Consider the following 19,949-nt stretch of genomic DNA (forward strand, 5'->3'; position numbering starts at 1 on the left):
GCCGGTGCGGCGGCCGGAGCCGGTGCCGGAGCAGCGGCCGGGGCCGGCGCGGCGGCGGCCGGAGCGGCGGCGCCGGCGGTGGCTTCGGTATCGATCTTGGCGATGACTTCATCGGCCGTCACGGTGTCGCCGTCGTTCTTGACGATCTGCGACAGCACGCCCGCGGAGGGTGCCGGCACTTCGAGCACGACCTTGTCGGTCTCGATTTCGATCAGGATTTCGTCCTGCGCGACCGCTTCACCGGGCTTCTTCTTCCAGTTCAGCAGGGTCGCCTCGGCGACGGATTCGGACAGTTGCGGGACCTTGACGTCAACAATGGCCATGGTGGGAGTTTCCTCGCTAGATGCGTGTATTCAGCGGTATTCGGGGCGAACCGGCGCAGTCGTGATCAAGGGAGCGACTGGCGCGGTCCGATGCGGTTCGAAGCAATGCGATGCGATCGGGGATTGCGGGGCGCAGGTGCAAGCAAAGCGGCAAGCGCAGCACGGCAGGGCCCGCCAACGGCGCGCCCTGCCCGCACTGGCGCTTACTTGCTCAGCACGAAGCCCTTGAGCTTGGAGAACGCCGCGTCCAGCAGCGCCTTCTGTTGCTCGTTGTGCTTGGCGTAGTAGCCCACGGCCGGGGAAGCCGACGCCGGACGGCCGGCGTAGCCCAGCTTCTGCCCTTCCGTCATGTTCTCCATGATGTAGTGCTGGACGAAGAACCAGGCGCCCTGGTTCTGCGGCTCGTCCTGGCACCACACGATCTCGGTGGCATTCGGATACTTCTTCAGTTCGGCGGCCACCGCCTTGTGCGGGAACGGATAGAGCTGCTCGAGGCGGATGATGGCGACATCGCTGGCGCCCCGCTCCTTGCGCGTCGCGACCAGGTCGTAATAGACCTTGCCCGAGCACATGATCACGCGCTTGACCTTGCTGGCGTTCAGTTCCTCGTGCTCGCCGATCACGGTCTCGAAATGGCCCTTGGCCAGATCCGACAGCGGCGACACCGCGTCCTTGTTACGCAGCAGCGACTTCGGCGTCATGATGACCAGCGGCTTGCGGAACAGCCGGATCATCTGGCGGCGCAGCAGGTGGAAGATCTGCGCCGGCGTGGTCGGCTGGCAGACCTGCATATTGTGGTCCGCGCACAGCTGCAGGAAGCGCTCGATGCGCGCCGAGCTGTGTTCCGGGCCCTGGCCTTCGTAGCCGTGCGGCAGCATCAGCGTCAGGCCCGAGGCGCGGCCCCACTTGACTTCGCCCGACGAGATGAACTGGTCGATCACGACCTGCGCGCCGTTGACGAAGTCGCCGAACTGGGCTTCCCAGATCACCAGCGCGTTCGGCTCGGCGGTCGAGTAGCCGTATTCGAAGCCCAGCACCGCTTCCTCGGACAGCACCGAGTCGATCACGGTGAACGGGGCCTGGCCTTCCGACACGTTCTGCAGCGGCACGTAGGTGCCCGCATCCCAGCGCTCGCGGTTCTGGTCATGCAGCACGGCGTGGCGGTGCGTGAAGGTGCCGCGGCCGGCGTCCTGGCCGGTGATGCGCACCGGATAGCCCGATGCCACCAGCGAGGCGAAGGCCAGATGCTCGCCCATGCCCCAGTCCAGCGGCTGGTCGCCCCGGCCCATGTTGGCGCGGTCCTTGATCACCTTCTCGACCAGCGGATGCAGCTTGAACTGTTCGGGGATCGTGGTGATCCGCTCGGCCAGGCGCTTGAGCTCGGTCACCGGCACGGCGGTGTCGGCGGCGTCGGTCCACTTGCGGTTCAGGAACGGCATCCAGTCGACGGCGAACTTGTTCTTGAAGTTCGACAGCACCGGATCGACCGTGTGCTTGCCCGCGTCCATCGCGGCGCGGTAGGCCTTGACCAGCTCGTCGCCGAAGTCGGCCGGCACCACGTTCTGCGTGGCCAGCTTGTCGGCGTACACCTTGCGGGTACCCGGGTGCGCCGAGATCTTCTTGTACATCAGCGGCTGCGTGACCGCCGGGGTGTCCTGCTCGTTGTGGCCCAGCTTGCGGAAGCAGATGATGTCGACGACGACATCCTTCTTGAACTCCATGCGGTAGTCGACCGCCAGCTGCATCGCGAACACGACGGCCTCGGGATCGTCGCCGTTGACGTGCAGCACCGGCGCTTCGATCATCTTGACCACGTCGGTACAGTACAGCGTCGAACGGGCGTCGCGCGGGTCCGAGGTGGTGAAGCCGATCTGGTTGTTGATCACGATGTGCATCGTGCCGCCGGTACCGTAGCCGCGGGTCTGGGCCAGGTTCAGCGTTTCCATCACGACGCCCTGGCCGGCGAAGGCCGCGTCGCCGTGCACCTGCACCGGCAGAACCTCGCGATGGCCGGCTTCGCCGCGGCGCTCCTGGCGCGCCTTGGCCGAGCCCTCGACCACCGGGTTGACGATTTCCAGGTGCGACGGGTTGAAGGCGAGCGACAGGTGGACCGGGCCGCCTTCCGTCGACACATCGCTGGAGAAGCCCTTGTGGTACTTGACGTCGCCTGCCGGCAGATCGTCGACGTGCTTGCCTTCGAATTCGGCGAACAGGTCGGCGGGCATCTTGCCCAGCGTGTTGACCAGCACGTTCAGGCGGCCGCGGTGGGCCATGCCGATGACGATTTCCTGCACGCCCTGCTTGCCTGCGCGCTGGATCAGCTCGTCCATCGCGGCGATGAAGCTCTCGCCGCCTTCCAGCGAGAAGCGCTTCTGGCCGACGTACTTGGTATGCAGGAAGCGCTCCAGGCCTTCGGCGGCGGTCAGGCGCTCGAGGATGTGCTTCTTCTTCTCGGCCGTGAACACCGGACGGGCGCGCGTCGACTCCAGGCGCTCCTGCCACCAGCGCTTCTGCGCCTGGTCGCTGATGTACATGAATTCGGCGCCGATGCTGCTGCAATACGTCTCGCGCAGGTTCTGCAGCAGCTCGCGCAGGCTCATCGACTCCTTGCCGAAATAGGTGTTGCTGGCATTGAAGACGATGTCGAGGTCGGCCTCGGAGAAGCCGTAGAAGGCGGGATCCAGATCCGGCAGGGGCGGACGCTCCTGGCGCTTGAGCGGATCGAGGTCGGCCCAGTGCGAACCGATGTTGCGGTAGGCGGCGATCAGCTGGGTCGCGGCGACGCGCTTGCGGCCCATGTCGGCATCGGCCGAGGCGACGATGGTGCGGATCGGGCCCTGCTTGGCGCGCTCGGCGAACGAGGCGACGATCGGTGCGTGGGGAATGTCTCGGGAGGCGGTGCCGTTCGCGGCCGGCACGTTCTGCATCGCGTCGAAGTACGCGCGCCAGTTGTCGGGGACGGAGGCGGGATTCTGGAGGTAGGCTTCGTACAGCTCTTCCACGTACGGCGCGTTGCCGCCGAAGAGGTACGAATTGCTCTGATACTGCTGCATCATGGGGCGCTCACTATTCTTCGGGTATGCCGAAGTTAAGCGGGTTTATCAACCTTCCGCGACACGGCTTGACCGGTTAGCGGATTGCAAACAACTCTTGAAGGCCCCTAAGCAAACGGCACCACTGGGGTGCCGGCGCGCAGAAGCCCGGAAGGGCAAGTTGTGCGGGGAAGGACCTAAGTCTTCACTGCGCGTAAGAATAGCACGTTTGCGCAAACGTCCACCGCTCTTTTCCGGTAGTGCAACACCGATCCAACGATTTCCCGCGGTATTGCGCGCCTTGCCGGTTTTCCCAGCCGAAAACCCCGTTCGCAACGGGGAATGGCTGTTGCGAAATGCCGTCGCTTTCTTTCAGACGGCTTTCATTCTGCTTTTTACCGCTCCGCCTTTACCGCTCCGCCTTTACCGCTTTCACCGTTTCATGTTCCGTCGCGCGGCGGGATCCGGTCGACCGCGTCGGTAATCACCGCGTCGACGCCCCACCCCAGCAGCGCCGCGGCACGGTCAGGCTCGTTGACGGTATAGCAGGCGACCCGATAGCCGGCCCCGTGCGCCGCTTCAATCACATCTTGATTCAGTTCCCGATGATTGGCGTCCAGCGCGACGCAGCCCAGCCGCGCCAGCCGGTCCAGCCAGTCGGCAGGCAGCGTGTCGAGCAGCAGCGCGCGTGGCAGGTCCGGCGCGACCCGGCTCGCGGCTTCCAGCGCCGCCTCGGAGAACGACGACAGCAGCGGCGGCACGGCGGCGCCAGCCCACAGCGCCAGCGCGTCGAGCGCGACCGCCGCTCCGGTGCGGGTCTCGGTGCCCGGCACCGGCTTGATCTCGATATTGACGTGCAGGCCGTTGGCGCGCGTGTAGGCCGCGATCGCCGCCAGCGTCGGGATCGGCTCGCCGGCATAGGCCGGGCTGTGCCAGCTGCCGGCGTCGAGCTGGGCGAGCTCGCCCAGCGTCAGCGCATCGGCGCGGCCGCGGCCGCTGGTGGTGCGCTCCAGCGTCGCGTCGTGCAGCAGCACCGCCTTGCCGTCGGCCGACAGCTTGACGTCGAACTCGAACATCCGATAGCCGAACGAGGCGCCGTGGCGGAAGGCCGCCAGCGTGTTCTCGGGCGCCAGCTTGCCGGCGCCGCGATGGGCGATCGTGCGCGGATAGGGCCAGGGCGGCAGCGTGCCGGCGGCTGCGGTCCCGGCCGCCGCGGTCCGAGCAACTGCGGTTTGGCCGGCTGCGGTCTCCGCTTCGGTGGACTGGCGCTCGGCTGCCATCTCAGGCCTCGATCCGCTTGCCGCTGGCGTGGTCGAAGAAGTGCAGGTGCTCGCTCGATGCGGTGACCGGCAGCTTCTCGCCCGCCCGCACCTGCATATGGCCGTCGAGCCGGACCACCACCTGCTGGCCGCCGAGCGTGCCGTAGGCGAACGAGTCCGCGCCCAGCGCCTCGACCACGCGCACGTCGATCTGCGCGATGGCTTCGTGCGGGGCGCACGGTTCCACATGCTCGGGCCGCAAACCCAGCAGCGCCTGCTGCGGCAGATGCAGGCCCATCGGCAGATGGCCCAGCGTGGCCTCGGATGGCTGGCCGTCCGGCCCGAGCACACGCATCTGCGCATCCGATGGCACCGTGCCCTGCCCCGCCTCGTTGCGCTGCACCGGAATCAGGTTCATCGGCGGCGAGCCGATGAAGCCGGCAACGAAGATGCTGGCCGGCCGCGCATAGACCTCGAGCGGCGTGCCGATCTGCTCCACGCGTCCGCCGTTGAGCACCATCATCCGATCGGCCAGCGTCATCGCCTCGACCTGGTCGTGCGTGACATAGAGGCTGGTGGTGCGCAGGCGCCGATGCAGCTCCTTCAGTTCCAGCCGCATCTGCACGCGCAGCTTGGCGTCCAGGTTGGACAGCGGCTCGTCGAACAGGAACACCGCCGGCTCGCGCACGATCGCGCGTCCCATCGCCACCCGCTGGCGCTGGCCGCCCGACAGCTGGCGCGGCTTGCGCTCGAGCAGCGGCGCCAGCTCGAGAATGCCGGCGGCATGGCGCACGCGCTGTTCGATCTCGGCCTTCGGCATGCCGCGGATCTTCAGGCCGTACGCCATGTTGTCGTAGACCGTCATGTGCGGATAGAGCGCGTAGTTCTGGAACACCATCGCGATATCGCGCTCGGCCGGCTCCAGCCGATTGACCACGCGATCGCCGATATGGACCTCGCCGCCGGTGATGGTCTCAAGCCCCGCGACCATCCGCAGCAGCGTCGACTTGCCGCAGCCCGACGGGCCGACGATCACGATGAACTCGCCATCGTCGATCTCCATGTCGATGCCATGCACGGCGGCGACATTGCCGGCGTAGGTCTTCTGTACGTTTCGGAGCGACAGTTTTGCCATGTGTTTCTGTTGTTCGATGGGTGTTGCCCGATCTTTGTCGGTAGGCTTTCCCCTCTCCCCGGGTACGGGAAAGGCGAGGAACACAGTGCGGGATTCCGCTACTTCTCGGTCTCCACCAATCCCTTCACAAACCACTTCTGCATCAGGATCACCACCACCGCGGGCGGGATCATCGCCAGCAGCACGGTCGCCATCACCAGGTTCCACTCGGTGGCGGCATCGCCCGAGCGCGAGATCATCTGCGTGACGCCGACCACCACCGGGATCATCGACTTCTGCGTGGTGATCAACAGCGGCCACAGGTACTGGTTCCAGCCGTAGATGAACTGGATCACGAACAGCGCCGCGATGCTGGTCTTGGACAGCGGCAGCAGCACGTCGAGGAAGAACCGCATCGGCCCCGCCCCGTCGATGCGCGCGGCCTCGGCCAGTTCGTCCGGCACGGTCAGGAAGAACTGCCGGAACAGGAAGGTCGCGGTGGCCGACGCGATCAGCGGCACCGTCAGGCCGACATAGCTGTCGAGCATGCCCAGGTCCGACACCACCTCGTAGGTCGGCAGGATGCGCACCTCGACCGGCAGCATCAGCGTGATGAAGATCATCCAGAAGAAGGTCTTGCGCAGCGGGAACTTGAAGTACACCACCGCGAAGGCCGAGATGATCGAGATCGCGATCTTGCCCAGCGAAATGCCCAGCGCCATGATCATGCTGTTCATCAGCATGGTCGACACCGGGGCCGCCGCCACGCCGACGCCGGAGAACAGCACGGTGCGGTAGTTCTCCAGCAGGTGCGGGCCGGGAATCAGCGTCATCGGCGCGTCGAGCACCTCCTCCGCGGTCAGCGTCGAGGCGACGAAGGTCACATAGACCGGAAAGGCCACGATCAGGATGCCGATGATCAGCACCACGTGGGTCAGGAAATCGAGGAAGGGACGCCGTTCTACCATGAGGGATACCTGTCTGCGGTCTGCATTCGTCGACGTTCAATACTGGACGCGCCGCTCGACGTAGCGGAACTGCACCACCGTCAGCGCGATCACGATCGCCATCAGGATCACGGACTGCGCCGCCGAGCCGCCGATGTCCATGCCGCGGAAGCCGTCGTGATAGACCTTGTAGACCAGCGTGTTGGTCGAATTGAACGGCCCGCCGTGCGTCACCGCGTCGATGATGGCGAAGGTGTCGAAGAACGCGTACACCACGTTGATCACCATCAGGAAGAAGGTGGTCGGCGACAGCAGCGGGAATACGATCGACCAGAAGCGGCGCCACGGACCGGCGCCGTCGATCGCGGCGGCCTCGATCAGCGAGCGCGGGATGCTCTGCAGCCCGGCCAGGAAGAACAGGAAGTTGTAGCTGACCTGCTTCCACGCCGCGGCGATGATCACCAGCAGCATGGCCTGGTCGCCATTGAGCAGGAAGTTCCAGTCCACGCCCATCTGGCGCAGCACGTACGAGACGATGCCCAGCGTCGGATTGAACAGGAACATCCACAGCACGCCGGCCACCGCCGGCGCCACCGCATAGGGCCAGATCAGCAGCGTCTTGTAGGCGACCGCGCCGCGCAGCGCGCGATCGGCGAAATAGGCGAGCAGCAGCGCGAACGACATGCCCAGCAGCGCCACCCCGACCGCGAAGATCGCGGTCACGCGGAACGACTCGATGTAGTTCGGGTCGTTCCACAGCGTCATGAAGTTGGCCGCGCCGACATATTCGAGGCTGATGCCGAAGGCGTCCTGCTGCAGCACCGACTGGTACAGCGCCTGGCCCGCGGGCCAGAAGAAGAAGATCAGCGTGATCGCGATCTGCGGCAGCACCAGCAGATACGGCAGCCAGGGCGAACGGAAGACGACGCGTTTTTCCATGCGTGGCGAGAACAAAGGAGCGCCGTCGCGGCGCCCCGGGGGAAATTGGACCTGCCTCGGACCGGCCGCCCGCCGCATCGGTACGGCGGCACGGCGGCGCGGCGGCAGAAGCCGGAACGAATCGCGGGCGGCAAACCGGAAGGGGCCGCCGCCCGCTGGCCGCCGCTTATTCCTTGGCGGTGCGCTGGAAGCGTTCGAGCAGCTCGTTGCCGCGCTTGACCGCGGTATCGAGGGCTTCCTTGGGCTCCTTCTTGCCGGCCCAGACCGCTTCCAGTTCCTCGTCGACCACGGTGCGCACCTGGACCATATTGCCCAGCCGCACGCCGCGCGACTTGTCGGTGGTCTTGACGACCATCTGCTGCACCGACACGTCGGCGCCCGGATTCTTCTCGTAGAAGCCGGACTTCCTGGTCAGCTCATACGCCGCCATCGTGACCGGCAGATAGCCGGTGGCCTGGTGCCAGTCGGCCTGGATCTCCGGGCGCGACAGGAAGGTGAAGAACTTGGCCACGCCCTTGTATTCCTCGGGCTTGCGGCCGGCCATCACCCACAGCGAGGCACCGCCGATGATGGTGTTCTGCGGGGCGCCCGGCACGTCCGGGTAGTACGGCAGCTGCGACACGCCAAACGCGAACTTGGCGTTCTTGCGCACGTTCGCCAGCGTCGCCGACGAGCCGGTAAACATCGCGCATTCGCCGTTGAAGAACTTCGCGCCCGACTCGGCCTTGCGGCCGCCGTAGCTGAAGTAGCCCTTCTTGACCATGTCCTGCAGATTCGAGATGTGCTTGACGTGCAGCGGGCTGTTGAACACCAGGCGCGTATCGGTGCCCCCGAAGCCGTTGTTCTTGGTCGCGTACAGCGTGTTGTGCCAGGCCGAGAAGCTCTCCAGGTGGACCCAGCCCTGCCAGTCGGTGGTGTAGGCGCAGTTGCCGCCCGAGGCCTTGATCTTGGCCGAGTACTGCATCACCTCGGGCCAGGTCTTGGGCGGCTTCTCGGGATCGAGGCCGGCCTTCTTGAAGGCGTCCTTGTTGTAGTAGAAGACCGTGGTCGAGCTGTTGAACGGGAACGACAGCATCTCGCCCTTGGCGGACGTGTAGTAGCCCGCCACCGCCGGGATGTAGACCTTCTGATCGAACTTCTCGCCGGCTTCCTTCATCACGGTCGAGACCGGCTTGATCGCGCCCTTGGCGCTCATCATGGTGGCGGTGCCGACCTCGAACACCTGCAGGATCGCCGGCGCGCCGCCGGCGCGGAAGGCGGCGATGCCGGCCGCCAGGGTTTCATCGTAGTTGCCCTTGTTGACCGGCACGATCTTGTACTCGGTCTGGCTGGCGTTGAACTTGCTGGCAACCTCGTTGACCTTGTCGTTCAACGCGCCCTGCATGGCATGCCACCATTGCACTTCGACGGCGGCGTGCGCGGCGCCGGTGGCGGACAGCGCGGCCACGGCGGCGGCCGCGGCGGCAAGCTTGATGGTGATGGTGCGGGGGATGGTCATCGACGGCTCTCCTCGTTTATTGCGTCATCCAGTCGGAAACCGGCTGAATGTATGCATTTTTTGTGACAAGCGGATGTTACTCCGCCAGCGCGCGCCGAGAAACCGAGCGTTTCTACCAATGTCCACGCGGCTTCGGGCCCAATCGGCCCCGGGCGAAGGCAAGATGACAGCGCCGTGACATAGCTTAGGCGACGCAACTTGCGAGGTACAATGCGCCGCCATGCCGACCCCGCAAACCCTCCCCGACCTCCCCGTCTTTCCGGCTGCGCTGCCCGCCGCGGCGCTGCGCCGCGTGCGCGGCGTGCTGACCGATATCGACGGCACGCTGACCACCGCCGGCCGCCTGCCGGCGCAGACCTATCTGGCCATCGAACGCCTGCGGCACGCGGGCCTGCAGGTGATTCCGGTCACCGGGCGCTGCATCGCCTGGGCGGAAATCCTGACGCGGTTGTGGCCGGTCGACGCGATCATCGGCGAGAACGGCGCGTTCTACTCGCACCTGCGCGACGGGCGCCTGGTCACGCGCTTCATCGACGACGCCGAAACGCGCGCGCGCAACCTGCGGCGCATCGACGAACTGGCGCAGCGGATCCTGCGGGAGGTGCCCGGCTGCGCGCTGGCGTCCGACCAGCACTGGCACGCGGCCGACCTGGCGATCGACCATGCCGAGGATGTCGCGCCGCTGCCGCCCGCGGCGGTGGACCGCATCGTCGCGCTGATGCGCGAGGCCGGCATGACCGCCACCGTCAGCTCGATCCATGTCAACGGCTGGTTCGGCCGGCACGACAAGCTCAGCACCAGCCGCCTGTGCGCGGCCGAACTGCTCGGCGCCGACCTGGACGCCCAGCGCGACGAATGGGTGTTCATCGGCGATTCGGCCAACGACGCCGCGATGTTCGCCCACTTCCCGCTCTCCGTCGGCGTGGCCAATGTGCGCGAGATCCTGCCGCTGCTGCCGGTGCCGCCGGCCTATGTGACCGAGGCCGCCGGCGGCGAAGGCTTTGCCGAGATGGTGGACGCGCTGCTGGCGGCGCGGGACGCCGGCTAGGCGCCGAGCCGCCCAGGGGCCCTGCCGCACTGGCGCACTGCCGCGCCACCGCACGTTCGCACCGCCGCACCGCCGCACCGCCGCACCGCCGTACTACCGTACTACCGCACCGCCGCCCGGCCCGGCGCCGACACCGGCCTCCGGCCTCTGGCATCAACTCATGATGCCGATGTGCCAGGGCACGAACTCGTTGTCGCCCAGCCCCAGCAGCTCGCTCTTCGAACGCTGCCCCGACGCGGTGCGCAGCATCAGCTGGAAGATCTCCTCGCCGACCTGCTCGATGGTCTTCTCTCCGTCGAGGATGGTGCCGCAGTTCAGGTCCATGTCCTCCTCCAGCCGGCGGTACATCGGCGAGTTGGTGGCCAGCTTGACGCTGGGCACCGGCTTGGCGCCGAACATCGAGCCGCGCCCGGTGGTAAACGCGATCAGGTTGGCGCCGCCGGCGATCTGCCCGGTGGCCGACACCGGGTCATAGCCCGGCGTATCCATGAAGACCAGGCCGTGCTCGGTCACCGGCTCGGCATAGCGGTAGACCGCCATCAGCGGCCCGGTGCCGCCCTTCATCGACGAGCCCAGCGACTTCTCGAAGATGTTGGCCAGCCCGCCCATCTGGTTGCCGGGGCTGACCTGCCCGTTGATCTGCACATCGCGTCCGACCGAATACTCGTCCTTCCACCAGCGGATCCGCTCGACCAGCTTCTCGCCGACCGCGCGGCTGACCGCCCGCCGCGTCAGCGTGTGTTCGACGCCATAGATCTCCGGCGTCTCCGACAGGATCGCGGTGCCGCCGTGGCGCACCAGCAGGTCCACCGCGGCGCCCAGCGCCGGATTGGCGGTGATCGACGAAAAGCCGTCCGAGCCGCCGCACTGCAGGCCGACGGTCAGGTGGCTGGCCGGCACCGGCCGGCGCTCGACGCGGTTGGCCTCGGGCAGCAGCGCCATCACCGCGGCGATGCCGGCCTCGATGGTCTTGCGCGTGCCGCCGCTGTCCTGCATCACGAAGGTGCGCAGCAAGGGGCCGTCCTGCAGCGACTGCGTCTCCAGCAGGCCCTTCAACTGGTTGCGCTCGCAGCCCAGCCCGACGATCAGCGCGCCGCCAAGGTTGGCATGGCGCGCGTAGCCGGCCATGGTCCGCCGCAGCAGGTCCATCGGCTCGCCGGTCATCTCCATGCCGCAGCCCAGCGAATGGCTGAAGGCCACCACGCCGTCGACATTCGGATAGTCGGCCAGCCGCTCGGGCGTGAACCACTCGGCGATCTTGCGCACCACGGTGGCCGAGCAGTTGACGGTCGACAGGATGCCGACATAGTTGCGCGTCGCGACGCGGCCATCGGCTCGCACGATGCCGTCGAACATCGCCTGGCGCGACGCCGGCACGCGCTCCACCGGCACATAGTCGCGGCAATAGGCGTAGTCGCGCTCGTACTCCTGGAAGCTGACGTTGTGCGAATGGACATAGCTGCCCGGCGCGATGTCGGTCGCGGCGAAGCCGATGCAGACGTTGTACTTGACGATCGGCTCGCCGGCGCGGATGGCCCGCGCGGCGATCTTGTGGCCGGCCGGTACCTGGGCGCGCGTGGTCCAGGGCTGGCCCGGCACCTGCGCGCCGATGCCGACATCCATGCGCGCGACCAGGACGTTGTCGGCGGGATGCAGGCGGATGCAGGGGCCCAGCAGGGTCTTGTCGTGGCGAGCTTCCATACGGCGCTTGTTTCCGTGTTGCGTGTCAGAGAAATGGGATTGGGATAGAGACCCGCGTTCGGCGCTTCGGCGCTTCGGCGCTTCGGCGTTTGGCGTTTGGCGTTTGGCGTTTGGCGTTTGGCGTTTGGCGTCCGGCGTTTCGGCGCGAAGGCGGGGTCGGGCTTATTCCGGCCGGATATTCGACGCCTTCACCACCGCCGCCCATTTCGGGACTTCGCCCGTCATGAACTTGCCGAACTGCTCGGGATTGGTGCCCAGGATATTCAGGCCCTGCTCGGCGAACTTGGCGCGCAGGCCCGGCTCCTTCAGCGCCTGCGCGACCTCGTCGCTGATGCGCGCGGCGATCGGGCGCGGCGTGCTGGCGGGCAGGAACAAGCCGTACCAGGTCAGCACCTCGAAATCCTTCAGCCCCGCTTCGGCCACCGTCGGCACCTGCGGCAGGCTCGGGGCGCGGGCCAGGCTCGAGACCGCGATCGCCTTCAGCTTGCCCGACTTGATGAACGGCGCCGCCACCGGCACGTTGGCGAACATCACCGGCACATTGCCGGCGATCACATCGGTCAGCGCGGCCGACTCGCCCTTGTAAGGCACGTGCGTCAGCTTGATGCCGCTCATGGTGTTGAACAGTTCGCCGGCGATATGCTGCGGGCCGCCGGGTCCGGATGAGGCATAGCTGGTCAGCTTGCCGGCACGCACCAGCTCGGCCACCTCCTTCACCGTGGTGGCGGGCACCGACGGATTGACCACCATCACCAGCGGCATCGATACCACCTGCGTCACCGGAATGAAGTCCCTCAGCGGATCGAACGGCAGCTTCGCGTACATGCTTGGCGCGATCACCATGGTCGACTGCGAGGCCAGCATCATCGAATAGCCGTCCGCCGGCGACTGCGCGACGTTCGACGCGGCAATGGTGCCGGTCGCGCCGGGCCGGTTCTCGACCACCACCGATTGACCCATCTGTTTCGACAGCTGCGCGCCGAGCTGGCGCGCGACGATGTCCGCGCCGCCGCCGGGCGCGAAGCCGACCACCACGCGGATCGGCTTGCTGGGAAAGGCGTCGGTGGCGGCCGCGGCGGGGCCGGCCGCAAGGGCCATCAGGGCCATCAGGGCCGTCGTGGCCAATCCGGCCGCTCGGGCGTACAGGGTGTGGCAAAGGCCGGCGATGCGCCGGGATGGCCGGCATGGCTGGTTGGTGAAGGTCATGGTCGTCTCCTGGGGTGTCGTTGTATGTTGTTGTGCGGGTTTCTGGCATGCCGTGGCATACCCGGGTCGGAACTCGGATCGAAGCCCGGTTCGGTGCCCGAGTCGGCGCCGAGATGCGGATGCAATCAGGCCGCGAGCCGTTCCGCCCCCGGCATCGCAAAGCCCAGCGCATCGAGCGCCTGACCCAGCAGCGCGCGCTGCCCTTCCTGCAGCTCGGTCAGCGGCGGCCGCACCGTGCGCCAGCCGCCGTCGGCGCTCTGCACCGCGATCGCTTCCTTCATCGCGGCAATCATCGGGAACTGCTGGAAGGCCGCGCGCGTGCGGTTCAGCGCGGCCTGCCGCGCATCGGCATCGGCCGCCTGCCAGTTGGCGTACAGGTCGACGATCGGCGCGGGATTGACGTTGCCGGTGGCCGTGATGCAGCCCGCCCCGCCCGCACGCATGGTTTCCAGCAGGATCGCCTCGGTTCCGGCGAAGACATCGAAGCCGCGCGCGCCGAAGCGCTCGATCATGGCACGCGTGTTGGCAAGGTCGCCGGAGCTGTCCTTGATGCCGGCGACGATGCCCGGATAAGCGGTCAGCAGCCGGTCGATCAGGTCCAGGCCGAGCGGCACCTGGCTGACCGCGGGGATGTGATACAGGTAGACGCGCAGCCGCGCATCGCCGACCGCCTCGCCCACTGCCTCGATGACCTCGGCAAACGCGCGGAACAGGCCATCGTCGCTGACGCCCTTGTAGTAGAACGGCGGCAGCATCAGCACGCCGGCGCAGCCCGCGGTGACCGCGTGGCGCGTCAGCGCGATGGCGTCCGGCAGCGCGCAGGCGCCGGTGCCGGGCATCAGGCGATCCGGCGGAATGCCTGCGTCCAGCAGCCGGTCCAGCAGGCCGCGCTTCTCGTCCAGCGACAATGAGTTGGCCTCGGAATTGGTGCCGAACACGGCCAGCCCGACGCCCTGCTCGATCAGCCAGCGGCAATGCCGCACGAAACGCCGCGCGTCGGGCGCATAGCCGTCGGTGAACGGCGTGAGCACGGGGGAAAAGACGCCGCGCGGGCGGGCGGACTGGGTCATGGCTGTCTCCGGGGATGGGCGCCTGGGCGGCTGGCCCGATGGATCGGGCTCGACGAATGGCGATCAAGGAATGGGGCCATTCTAGGAACCGCCCATCCGCGAAAACAGCATCGAACGGCTGCTTCAAACGATAATGTTTTTTGGGTTCCACCGGGGCGAACAGCCCGGTATCCCGACCGCGCTTTGCTAACATCTGCCGCGCCGCTACGCCCCGCTGCGTGCTGCTGCGTCCCGCTGCCCCCTTACGACTCCCTACGACAACAAGAGGCCTCCCCCGCCGTGGACATTCGCTACCTGCAGAGTTTCGTCGCCGTGGTCGAGCATGGCTCGTTCGCCGAAGCGGCACGGCGCCTGGGCCTGACGCCGGCCGCCATTGCGGCGCGCGTCAAGGCGCTGGAGGAATCGCTGGATACGCCGCTGGTGCAGCGCGCCGGACGCACCGTGGTGCCGACCCAGGGCGGGCTGCGCATCCTGCCGAAGGCGCGCGCGGTGGTGCGCGATGTGCGCGACCTGAACGCGGTCGCGCACGACGACAGCCTGCTGGGCGAACTGCGGCTCGGCGTGTCGACCTCGGCGCTGACGGGTCTGCTGCCGCCGATCCTCAAGCGCGTCTACGCCGCGCATCCCCGGTTGAAGATCTTCGTCGAACCGGGTTCGTCCTCGCACCTGTATCGCCGGATCGTCGGCGGCGATCTCGATGCCGGCATCATCGTGGCGCCGCAGTTCGCGATTCCGAAGGCGTTCGAGTGGCACGTGCTGGTGCGCGAACCGTTCATCGTGCTGGCGCCCGAATCGATGGCCGAGCGCGGCGCGCACGAACTGCTCGCCACCGAGCCCTTCATCCGCTACGACCGCGGCATGTGGGGCGGCATGGTGGCCGACCGCTATCTGCACGAGCACAACATCGTGCCGCACGAGCGGCTCGAGATCGATGCGCTGAACGCGATCGCGACGATGGTGCACCAGGGCATCGGCGTGTCGCTGGTACCGGACTGGACACCGCCCTGGCCCGAAGGCATTCGCGTCGCGCGCATTGCGCTGCCGGGCCGCGCGCCGGTGCGGCAGGTCGGCCTGCTGTGGTCGCCGCACGCCGCGCACGGCGCGCTGGCGCGCACGCTGCTCGAGCATGCGGCGAGCGCGACCGGGCAGCGCCAAGGGGCGCTAACTGGGCGCTAACTGGGCGCTAACGGTGTGCTCACCGGGCGCGAAGGGTGCGCTAGCGAGACGCTAAGGGTGGCGCTCCATGGCGGCGCCAAGGGGAACGCCAAGGGCAGCCCAGGGGCCGCCCGCGCCGCGGCGACTTCTATCGACCTGCAATCTACTCCGGCGCCTGCGGCGTCTTGCCGCGCGATTCGGCGGCGCGCAGGAAGTCGAAATCGACGCCCTGGTCCGCCTGCGTCACCGTCTGCAGGAACAGCTTCAGGTAGCCCCGCGGCGCGCTGGGCTCGCGCACCGGATTGGCCGCACGGCGCCGCTCCAGCTCGTCCTCCGCCACCAGCAGGCTCAGCTCGCGGCGGCTCACGCTCAGGCGAATCCGGTCGCCGGTGCGCACGTGCGCCAGCGGTCCGCCCACCGCGGCCTCCGGCGTGACATGCAGCACCACGGTGCCGAACGCGGTGCCGCTCATGCGTCCATCCGAGATGCGCACCATGTCCTTGACCCCGGCGCGCGCCAGCTTGCGCGGGATCGGGATATAGCCCGCCTCCGGCATGCCGGGGGCGCCCTTCGGACCGATGTTCTTCAGCACCAGCACATCGTCGGCGTTGACGTCGAGATCGTCGCTGTCGATGCGCTCGACCAGGTCCTGCGAGTTCTCGAACACCACCGCGCGGCCCTCGTGCTCCATCAGCGCGGCGTCGGCGGCGGACTGCTTGATGATCGCGCCGCCCGGCGCCAGGTTGCCGCCCAGCACGGCGATGCCGCCCTGCGGATAGATCGGATCGGCGATCGGGCGCACCACGTCCTGCGCGAAGCCGGGCCCGGCGGCATCGAGTTCCTCGCCCAGCGTGCGTCCCGTCACGGTCAGCGCGTCGAGCCGCAGCAGCGGCCGCAGCTCGCGCAGCAACGTGGCCATGCCACCGGCCTTGTGGAAGTCCTCCATGTAATGCTGGCCGCTGGGCTTCAGGTCGAGCAGCACCGGCGTCTCGCGGCCCATGCGGTCCAGCGCCTGCATGTCGATGTCCAGGCCCATGCGTCCCGCGATCGCGGCCAGATGCACGATGCCGTTGGTCGAACCGCCGATCGCCAGCAGCACGCGCATCGCGTTCTCGAACGCGGCCGGCGTCAGCACCTTGTCGATGGTCAGCCGCTCGCGCGCCATCGCCACCGCGCGCGTGCCGGTCAGTTCGGCGATGCGGATGCGGTCGGCGGTGACGGCCGGCGGCGTGGCGGCGCCGGGCAGGCTCATGCCCATCGCCTCGGTCAGGCAGGCCATCGTGCTGGCGGTGCCCATCACCGAACAGGTGCCGACGCTGGCCACCAGTTGGTCGTTGACCTGCGCGGTCTCGTGCGCGTCGATCTCGCCCGCGCGGAACTTGCCCCAGTAGCGGCGGCAATCGGTACAGGCACCCACGCGCTCGCCGCGATGCGAGCCGGTCAGCATCGCGCCGGTCACCAGCTGGATCGCCGGCACGCCCGCCGAGGCCGCGCCCATCAGCTGCGCCGGCACGGTCTTGTCGCAGCCGCCGATCAGCACCACCGCATCCATCGGCTGCGCGCGGATCATCTCCTCGGTATCCATCGACATCAGGTTGCGCAGCACCATGCTGGTCGGCGCGGCGAAGCTCTCGTGGATCGAGATGGTCGGAAACGGCATCGGCAGCCCGCCCGCCAGCAGGATGCCGCGCTTCACGGCCTCGATCAGCTGCGGCATGTTGCCGTGGCAGGGATTGAAGGCGCTGCCGGTATCGGCGATGCCGATCACCGGCCGGTCGAGCGCGGCATCGGTATAGCCGGAGCCCTTGATGAAGGCCTTGCGCAGGAACAGCGAGAAGCCCTGGTCGCCGTAGTTGGTCAGGCCCTTGCGCAGGCCGGCGTCGGGGCGAACATCGCTGCGGGTATCGCTTCCGGTGTCGCGCTGGCTGTCATCGGTGGATGCGGGAGACTTGGGGGTTGCGGGATTGCTGGGCGTGGTGCTCATCGTCGTTGATTGGTCGTGGCTTTCGTCGTTGCTTTCGTCGTTGCTTGCGTCGTTGCCTGGAGGCGGGGTCGGTGCAGTGGCATGGGAGGCGTGGCATCGGGCCCGCGCCGGGCCTCAGCTATCCGACTCGATGCCGGCCTCGGTGATGACCTTCTGCCAGCGGGTCACCTCGTCGCGCAGGCGCTCGGCGGCCTTGTCGGGCGAGGTCGGGGGCAAGGCGTAGACGCCCTGCTGCAGGAACTGCGCCTTGACCGCCGGCATCTCCAGCATCTTCGCCAGCGCGGCATTCAGGCGCTGCACCACCGGCGCCGGCGTGCCGGCCGGCGCCAGCACGCCGAAGGTCGAGCTGACGTCGAGCGCCGGCATGCCGCTCTCTCCGGCCGCGGGCACGTCGGGCAGCATCGAGATCCGTTTTGCCGCCGCCACCGCAACCGGCCGCAGTTGCCCGCTCTTGATGAAGGGCTGCGCCGCCGGCACGGTCTCGACCATCATGTTGACCTGCCCGGCGACCAGGTCGGTCATCGCCGGGCCGCTGCCCTTGTAGGGGACGTGCACCATGTCGATGCTTGCCTCCTTGCGGAAGATCTCGGCCGCCATCCGCTGCGGCGCGCCGGCGCCCGAGCTCGCATAGTTCAGCTTGCCCGGATGGGCCTTGCCGTACTGGATCAACTGCTGCAGCGTGGTGACCGGCAGCTGCGGATTGACCACCACGACCAGCGGCACCGAGCCGACCACCATCACCGGCACGAAGTCCTTCAGCAGATCGTAGCGCAGCCGCCCTTTCTCCAGCGTGGCCATCGTCGAATGCGAGGTCAGCGCGCCCATCAGCAGCGTGTAGCCGTCCGGCGCGCTCCTGGCCACGGCCTCGGCGCCGATATTGCCGCCGGCGCCGCCGCGGTTCTCCACCACGACCTGCTGGCCCAGCGCCTCGCCGAGCCGGGCGGCGACGATGCGGCCGATCACGTCGGTGGCGCCGCCCGGCGGATAAGGAATCACGAGGCGCACCGGCTTGTCCGGGTAGGCGGCCAGGGCGGCGGGCGCGAGCGCGGCCCACAGCGGCGCGGACAGCGCGAGCAGGCCGGCGCGCAGCCAGGTTCGGCGGAGTACCGGACGGGCTGCGGCGCGGGATGTTGGGCGGGATGTTGGGCGGGATGTTGGGCGGGATGTTGGGCGGGATGTGGCGCTGGATGCCGGAGGCGGCTTGGTGGTCATGGCGGTCTCCTGATCTCGTTATGCCGGCGCGGTCCTCGTGCCTCGCGTGCGAACGCATGGAGGCACGGGTCGCCGTGACGGCAAGTGTGGAGACGAGCGGGACGCGGAAGAAGCGGTTGCCGCACCGATTAACCAAAAAATTATTTTGGTTTGGGGCCAGCCCGGTCCGCGCATCATCCATCTGAGTTTTCGATGCTCAGCCCCAAAATGATTCGTTTCATATTGCGAGTCCTGCTCAGTACAATCGGCTCCGATCCTGTCGATGTCGCCGATTTCGCCGTCTTGCGATATCGCCAATATCGTCCAGTGGTCGATATCGCCTGACGCCCCGCATCCCTTCTTCATCCCATCACACCATGACCGAATTCGTGATTCCGCCCGTCGAGCAGGCCAGCGTGGCCGTCGCCGGCAGCAACGCCCGCTTCCCCATCCGCCGCGTGTTCTGCGTGGGACGCAACTACGCCGCCCATGCGCGCGAGATGGGCAAGGATCCGGACCGCGAGCCGCCGTTCTTCTTCACCAAGCCGGCCGATGCGGTGGTGCCCGCGCAAGGGACCGTGCCCTATCCCCCGCTGACCGACAACCTGCACCACGAGATCGAAATGGTGGTGGCGATCGGCAAGGGCGGCACCGACATCGCCGTCGAGCGCGCGCTGGAGCATGTGTGGGGCTATGGCGTCGGCGTGGACCTGACGCGCCGCGACCTGCAGGACGTCGCCAAATCGATGAGCCGGCCGTGGGACTGGTCGAAGGCCTTCGACGCGGCCGGTCCGTGCGGGCCGCTGCAGCCAGTCGGCGCGGTCGGCCATCCGGCCCAGGGCCGCATCTGGCTCGAGGTCAACGGCGAGGTGCGCCAGCAGGGCGACCTGAACGAGATGATCTGGCCGGTGGCCGATGTCATCGCCTATATCTCGCAGAGCGTGGCGCTGGCTCCCGGCGACCTGATCTTTACCGGCACGCCGGCCGGCGTCGGCAAGCTGCAGCCGGGCGATGCGGTGCGCGGCGGCGTGGCGGGACTGGGCGAGTTCGCCTTCACGGTTGGAGCGCGCCGGGGCTGAACTCCGACGCGGACCTCCCGAACAAAAACGCCACGGCTTGCACCGTGGCGTTTTGTATTGCGCGATCGCTCGCGCCGCTCAATCGAAGCCCAGTTCCTGCAGCTTGCGCGTGATGGTGTTGCGGCCGATGCCGAGCCGGGTCGCGGCCTCGACGCGGCGGCCGCGGGTGACGCCCAGCGCGGCCTCCAGCACCGCCTTCTCGAAGCGGCGCGTGAGCGCGTCCATCACCTCGGGCTGGCCCGCCTCCAGCATCGCGCGGGCCTCGCACGCCAGCAGGGTTTCCCAGCCGGGCGCGGGCGCGGCGGCCGAAGCCGAGCCCGCCAAGCCCGCCATGCCGGGGGTGCCCGCGGTGCCCGGGGTGCCAAACGCCCCCGCCGGCGCCATGCGGCCGCCGTAGCCCGGC

16 protein-coding genes are annotated in these 19,949 nt (G+C 68.0%); 3 read left to right on the forward strand and 13 right to left on the reverse strand.

Features of this window, described 5'->3' with window-relative positions:
- The 7 genes from F1599_RS09840 to ugpB form a co-directional block, all read right to left on the reverse strand.
- On the reverse strand, positions 1 to 323 hold a 323-nt coding region (locus F1599_RS09840), incomplete at its 3' end, for a biotin/lipoyl-containing protein (protein WP_317845738.1).
- 203 nt (positions 324 to 526) lie between these two features.
- Complete coding sequence (locus tag F1599_RS09845; RefSeq protein ID WP_149319126.1) at positions 527 to 3,379, reverse strand: 2-oxoglutarate dehydrogenase E1 component; 2,853 nt, start codon at positions 3,377 to 3,379, stop codon at positions 527 to 529.
- Between the two features lie 416 nt (positions 3,380 to 3,795).
- Entirely contained in the window at positions 3,796 to 4,539 is a 744-nt protein-coding gene (gene ugpQ / locus F1599_RS09850; protein WP_223819558.1) for a glycerophosphodiester phosphodiesterase, read from the reverse strand.
- A gap of 97 nt (positions 4,540 to 4,636) precedes the next feature.
- Positions 4,637 to 5,749, reverse strand: coding sequence for a sn-glycerol-3-phosphate import ATP-binding protein UgpC (locus tag F1599_RS09855; RefSeq protein WP_150082925.1), 1,113 nt, complete (start codon positions 5,747 to 5,749; stop codon positions 4,637 to 4,639).
- 98 nt (positions 5,750 to 5,847) lie between these two features.
- Positions 5,848 to 6,696, reverse strand: a complete 849-nt coding sequence (gene ugpE, locus F1599_RS09860) for a sn-glycerol-3-phosphate ABC transporter permease UgpE (protein WP_149319129.1) — start codon at positions 6,694 to 6,696, stop codon at positions 5,848 to 5,850.
- 36 nt (positions 6,697 to 6,732) lie between these two features.
- Positions 6,733 to 7,614, reverse strand: coding sequence for a sn-glycerol-3-phosphate ABC transporter permease UgpA (gene ugpA, locus F1599_RS09865; RefSeq protein WP_149319130.1), 882 nt, complete (start codon positions 7,612 to 7,614; stop codon positions 6,733 to 6,735).
- Between the two features lie 166 nt (positions 7,615 to 7,780).
- Entirely contained in the window at positions 7,781 to 9,112 is a 1,332-nt protein-coding gene (ugpB, locus tag F1599_RS09870) for a sn-glycerol-3-phosphate ABC transporter substrate-binding protein UgpB (protein WP_149319131.1), read from the reverse strand.
- 220 nt (positions 9,113 to 9,332) lie between these two features.
- On the opposite strand from ugpB, the gene F1599_RS09875 reads away from it, so the two are divergent.
- Positions 9,333 to 10,160 carry an HAD-IIB family hydrolase gene (locus F1599_RS09875; RefSeq protein ID WP_150082926.1) on the forward strand — a complete coding sequence of 276 codons (828 nt, stop codon included), beginning with the start codon at positions 9,333 to 9,335 and terminating at the stop codon, positions 10,158 to 10,160.
- 153 nt (positions 10,161 to 10,313) lie between these two features.
- On the opposite strand, the gene F1599_RS09885 is transcribed toward F1599_RS09875, so the two are convergent.
- From F1599_RS09885 to F1599_RS09900, 3 genes are all read right to left on the reverse strand, one after another.
- A complete protein-coding gene (locus F1599_RS09885) occupies positions 10,314 to 11,861 on the reverse strand; it encodes a UxaA family hydrolase (RefSeq protein ID WP_150082927.1) in 1,548 nt (515 codons plus the stop codon).
- 162 nt (positions 11,862 to 12,023) lie between these two features.
- The gene (locus F1599_RS09895) at positions 12,024 to 13,067 is read right to left on the reverse strand and encodes a Bug family tripartite tricarboxylate transporter substrate binding protein (protein WP_150082928.1); all 1,044 of its coding nucleotides are present in this window, start codon (positions 13,065 to 13,067) and stop codon (positions 12,024 to 12,026) included.
- 125 nt (positions 13,068 to 13,192) lie between these two features.
- Entirely contained in the window at positions 13,193 to 14,137 is a 945-nt protein-coding gene (locus tag F1599_RS09900; RefSeq protein ID WP_150082929.1) for a dihydrodipicolinate synthase family protein, read from the reverse strand.
- A 279-nt stretch (positions 14,138 to 14,416) separates the two neighbouring features.
- On the opposite strand from F1599_RS09900, the gene F1599_RS09905 reads away from it, so the two are divergent.
- A complete protein-coding gene (locus tag F1599_RS09905; RefSeq protein ID WP_150082930.1) occupies positions 14,417 to 15,313 on the forward strand; it encodes a LysR family transcriptional regulator in 897 nt (298 codons plus the stop codon).
- Positions 15,314 to 15,455: 142 nt separating this feature from the next.
- Here F1599_RS09905 and F1599_RS09910 read toward each other — a convergent pair whose 3' ends face one another.
- A complete protein-coding gene (locus F1599_RS09910) occupies positions 15,456 to 17,276 on the reverse strand; it encodes an IlvD/Edd family dehydratase (RefSeq protein ID WP_223819556.1) in 1,821 nt (606 codons plus the stop codon).
- A gap of 114 nt (positions 17,277 to 17,390) precedes the next feature.
- Positions 17,391 to 18,488, reverse strand: a complete 1,098-nt coding sequence (locus F1599_RS09915; protein WP_223819557.1) for a Bug family tripartite tricarboxylate transporter substrate binding protein — start codon at positions 18,486 to 18,488, stop codon at positions 17,391 to 17,393.
- Positions 18,489 to 18,844: 356 nt separating this feature from the next.
- Between F1599_RS09915 and F1599_RS09920 the strand changes: the two genes are divergently transcribed.
- The gene (locus tag F1599_RS09920; RefSeq protein WP_150082931.1) at positions 18,845 to 19,546 is read left to right on the forward strand and encodes a fumarylacetoacetate hydrolase family protein; all 702 of its coding nucleotides are present in this window, start codon (positions 18,845 to 18,847) and stop codon (positions 19,544 to 19,546) included.
- A 78-nt stretch (positions 19,547 to 19,624) separates the two neighbouring features.
- On the opposite strand, the gene F1599_RS09925 is transcribed toward F1599_RS09920, so the two are convergent.
- Positions 19,625 to 19,949: helix-turn-helix domain-containing protein (locus tag F1599_RS09925; RefSeq protein ID WP_317845739.1), on the reverse strand; the 325-nt coding region annotated here is incomplete at its 5' end.

Source organism: Cupriavidus cauae, assembly GCF_008632125.1.
GTDB classification, from domain to species: domain Bacteria; phylum Pseudomonadota; class Gammaproteobacteria; order Burkholderiales; family Burkholderiaceae; genus Cupriavidus; species Cupriavidus cauae.

Bases quoted from the DNA above. Each gene is read 5' to 3' on its own strand.
- F1599_RS09845 (WP_149319126.1), bottom strand. From the start codon at position 3,379: ATGATGCAGCAGTATCAGAGCAATTCGTACCTCTTCGGCGGCAACGCG.
- F1599_RS09855 (WP_150082925.1), bottom strand. From the start codon at position 5,749: ATGGCAAAACTGTCGCTCCGAAACGTACAGAAGACCTACGCCGGCAAT.
- ugpE (WP_149319129.1), bottom strand. From the start codon at position 6,696: ATGGTAGAACGGCGTCCCTTCCTCGATTTCCTGACCCACGTGGTGCTG.
- ugpA (WP_149319130.1), bottom strand. From the start codon at position 7,614: ATGGAAAAACGCGTCGTCTTCCGTTCGCCCTGGCTGCCGTATCTGCTG.
- ugpB (WP_149319131.1), bottom strand. From the start codon at position 9,112: ATGACCATCCCCCGCACCATCACCATCAAGCTTGCCGCCGCGGCCGCC.
- F1599_RS09875 (WP_150082926.1), top strand. From the start codon at position 9,333: ATGCCGACCCCGCAAACCCTCCCCGACCTCCCCGTCTTTCCGGCTGCG.
- F1599_RS09885 (WP_150082927.1), bottom strand. From the start codon at position 11,861: ATGGAAGCTCGCCACGACAAGACCCTGCTGGGCCCCTGCATCCGCCTG.
- F1599_RS09895 (WP_150082928.1), bottom strand. From the start codon at position 13,067: ATGACCTTCACCAACCAGCCATGCCGGCCATCCCGGCGCATCGCCGGC.
- F1599_RS09900 (WP_150082929.1), bottom strand. From the start codon at position 14,137: ATGACCCAGTCCGCCCGCCCGCGCGGCGTCTTTTCCCCCGTGCTCACG.
- F1599_RS09910 (WP_223819556.1), bottom strand. From the start codon at position 17,276: ATGAGCACCACGCCCAGCAATCCCGCAACCCCCAAGTCTCCCGCATCC.
- F1599_RS09915 (WP_223819557.1), bottom strand. From the start codon at position 18,488: ATGACCACCAAGCCGCCTCCGGCATCCAGCGCCACATCCCGCCCAACA.
- F1599_RS09920 (WP_150082931.1), top strand. From the start codon at position 18,845: ATGACCGAATTCGTGATTCCGCCCGTCGAGCAGGCCAGCGTGGCCGTC.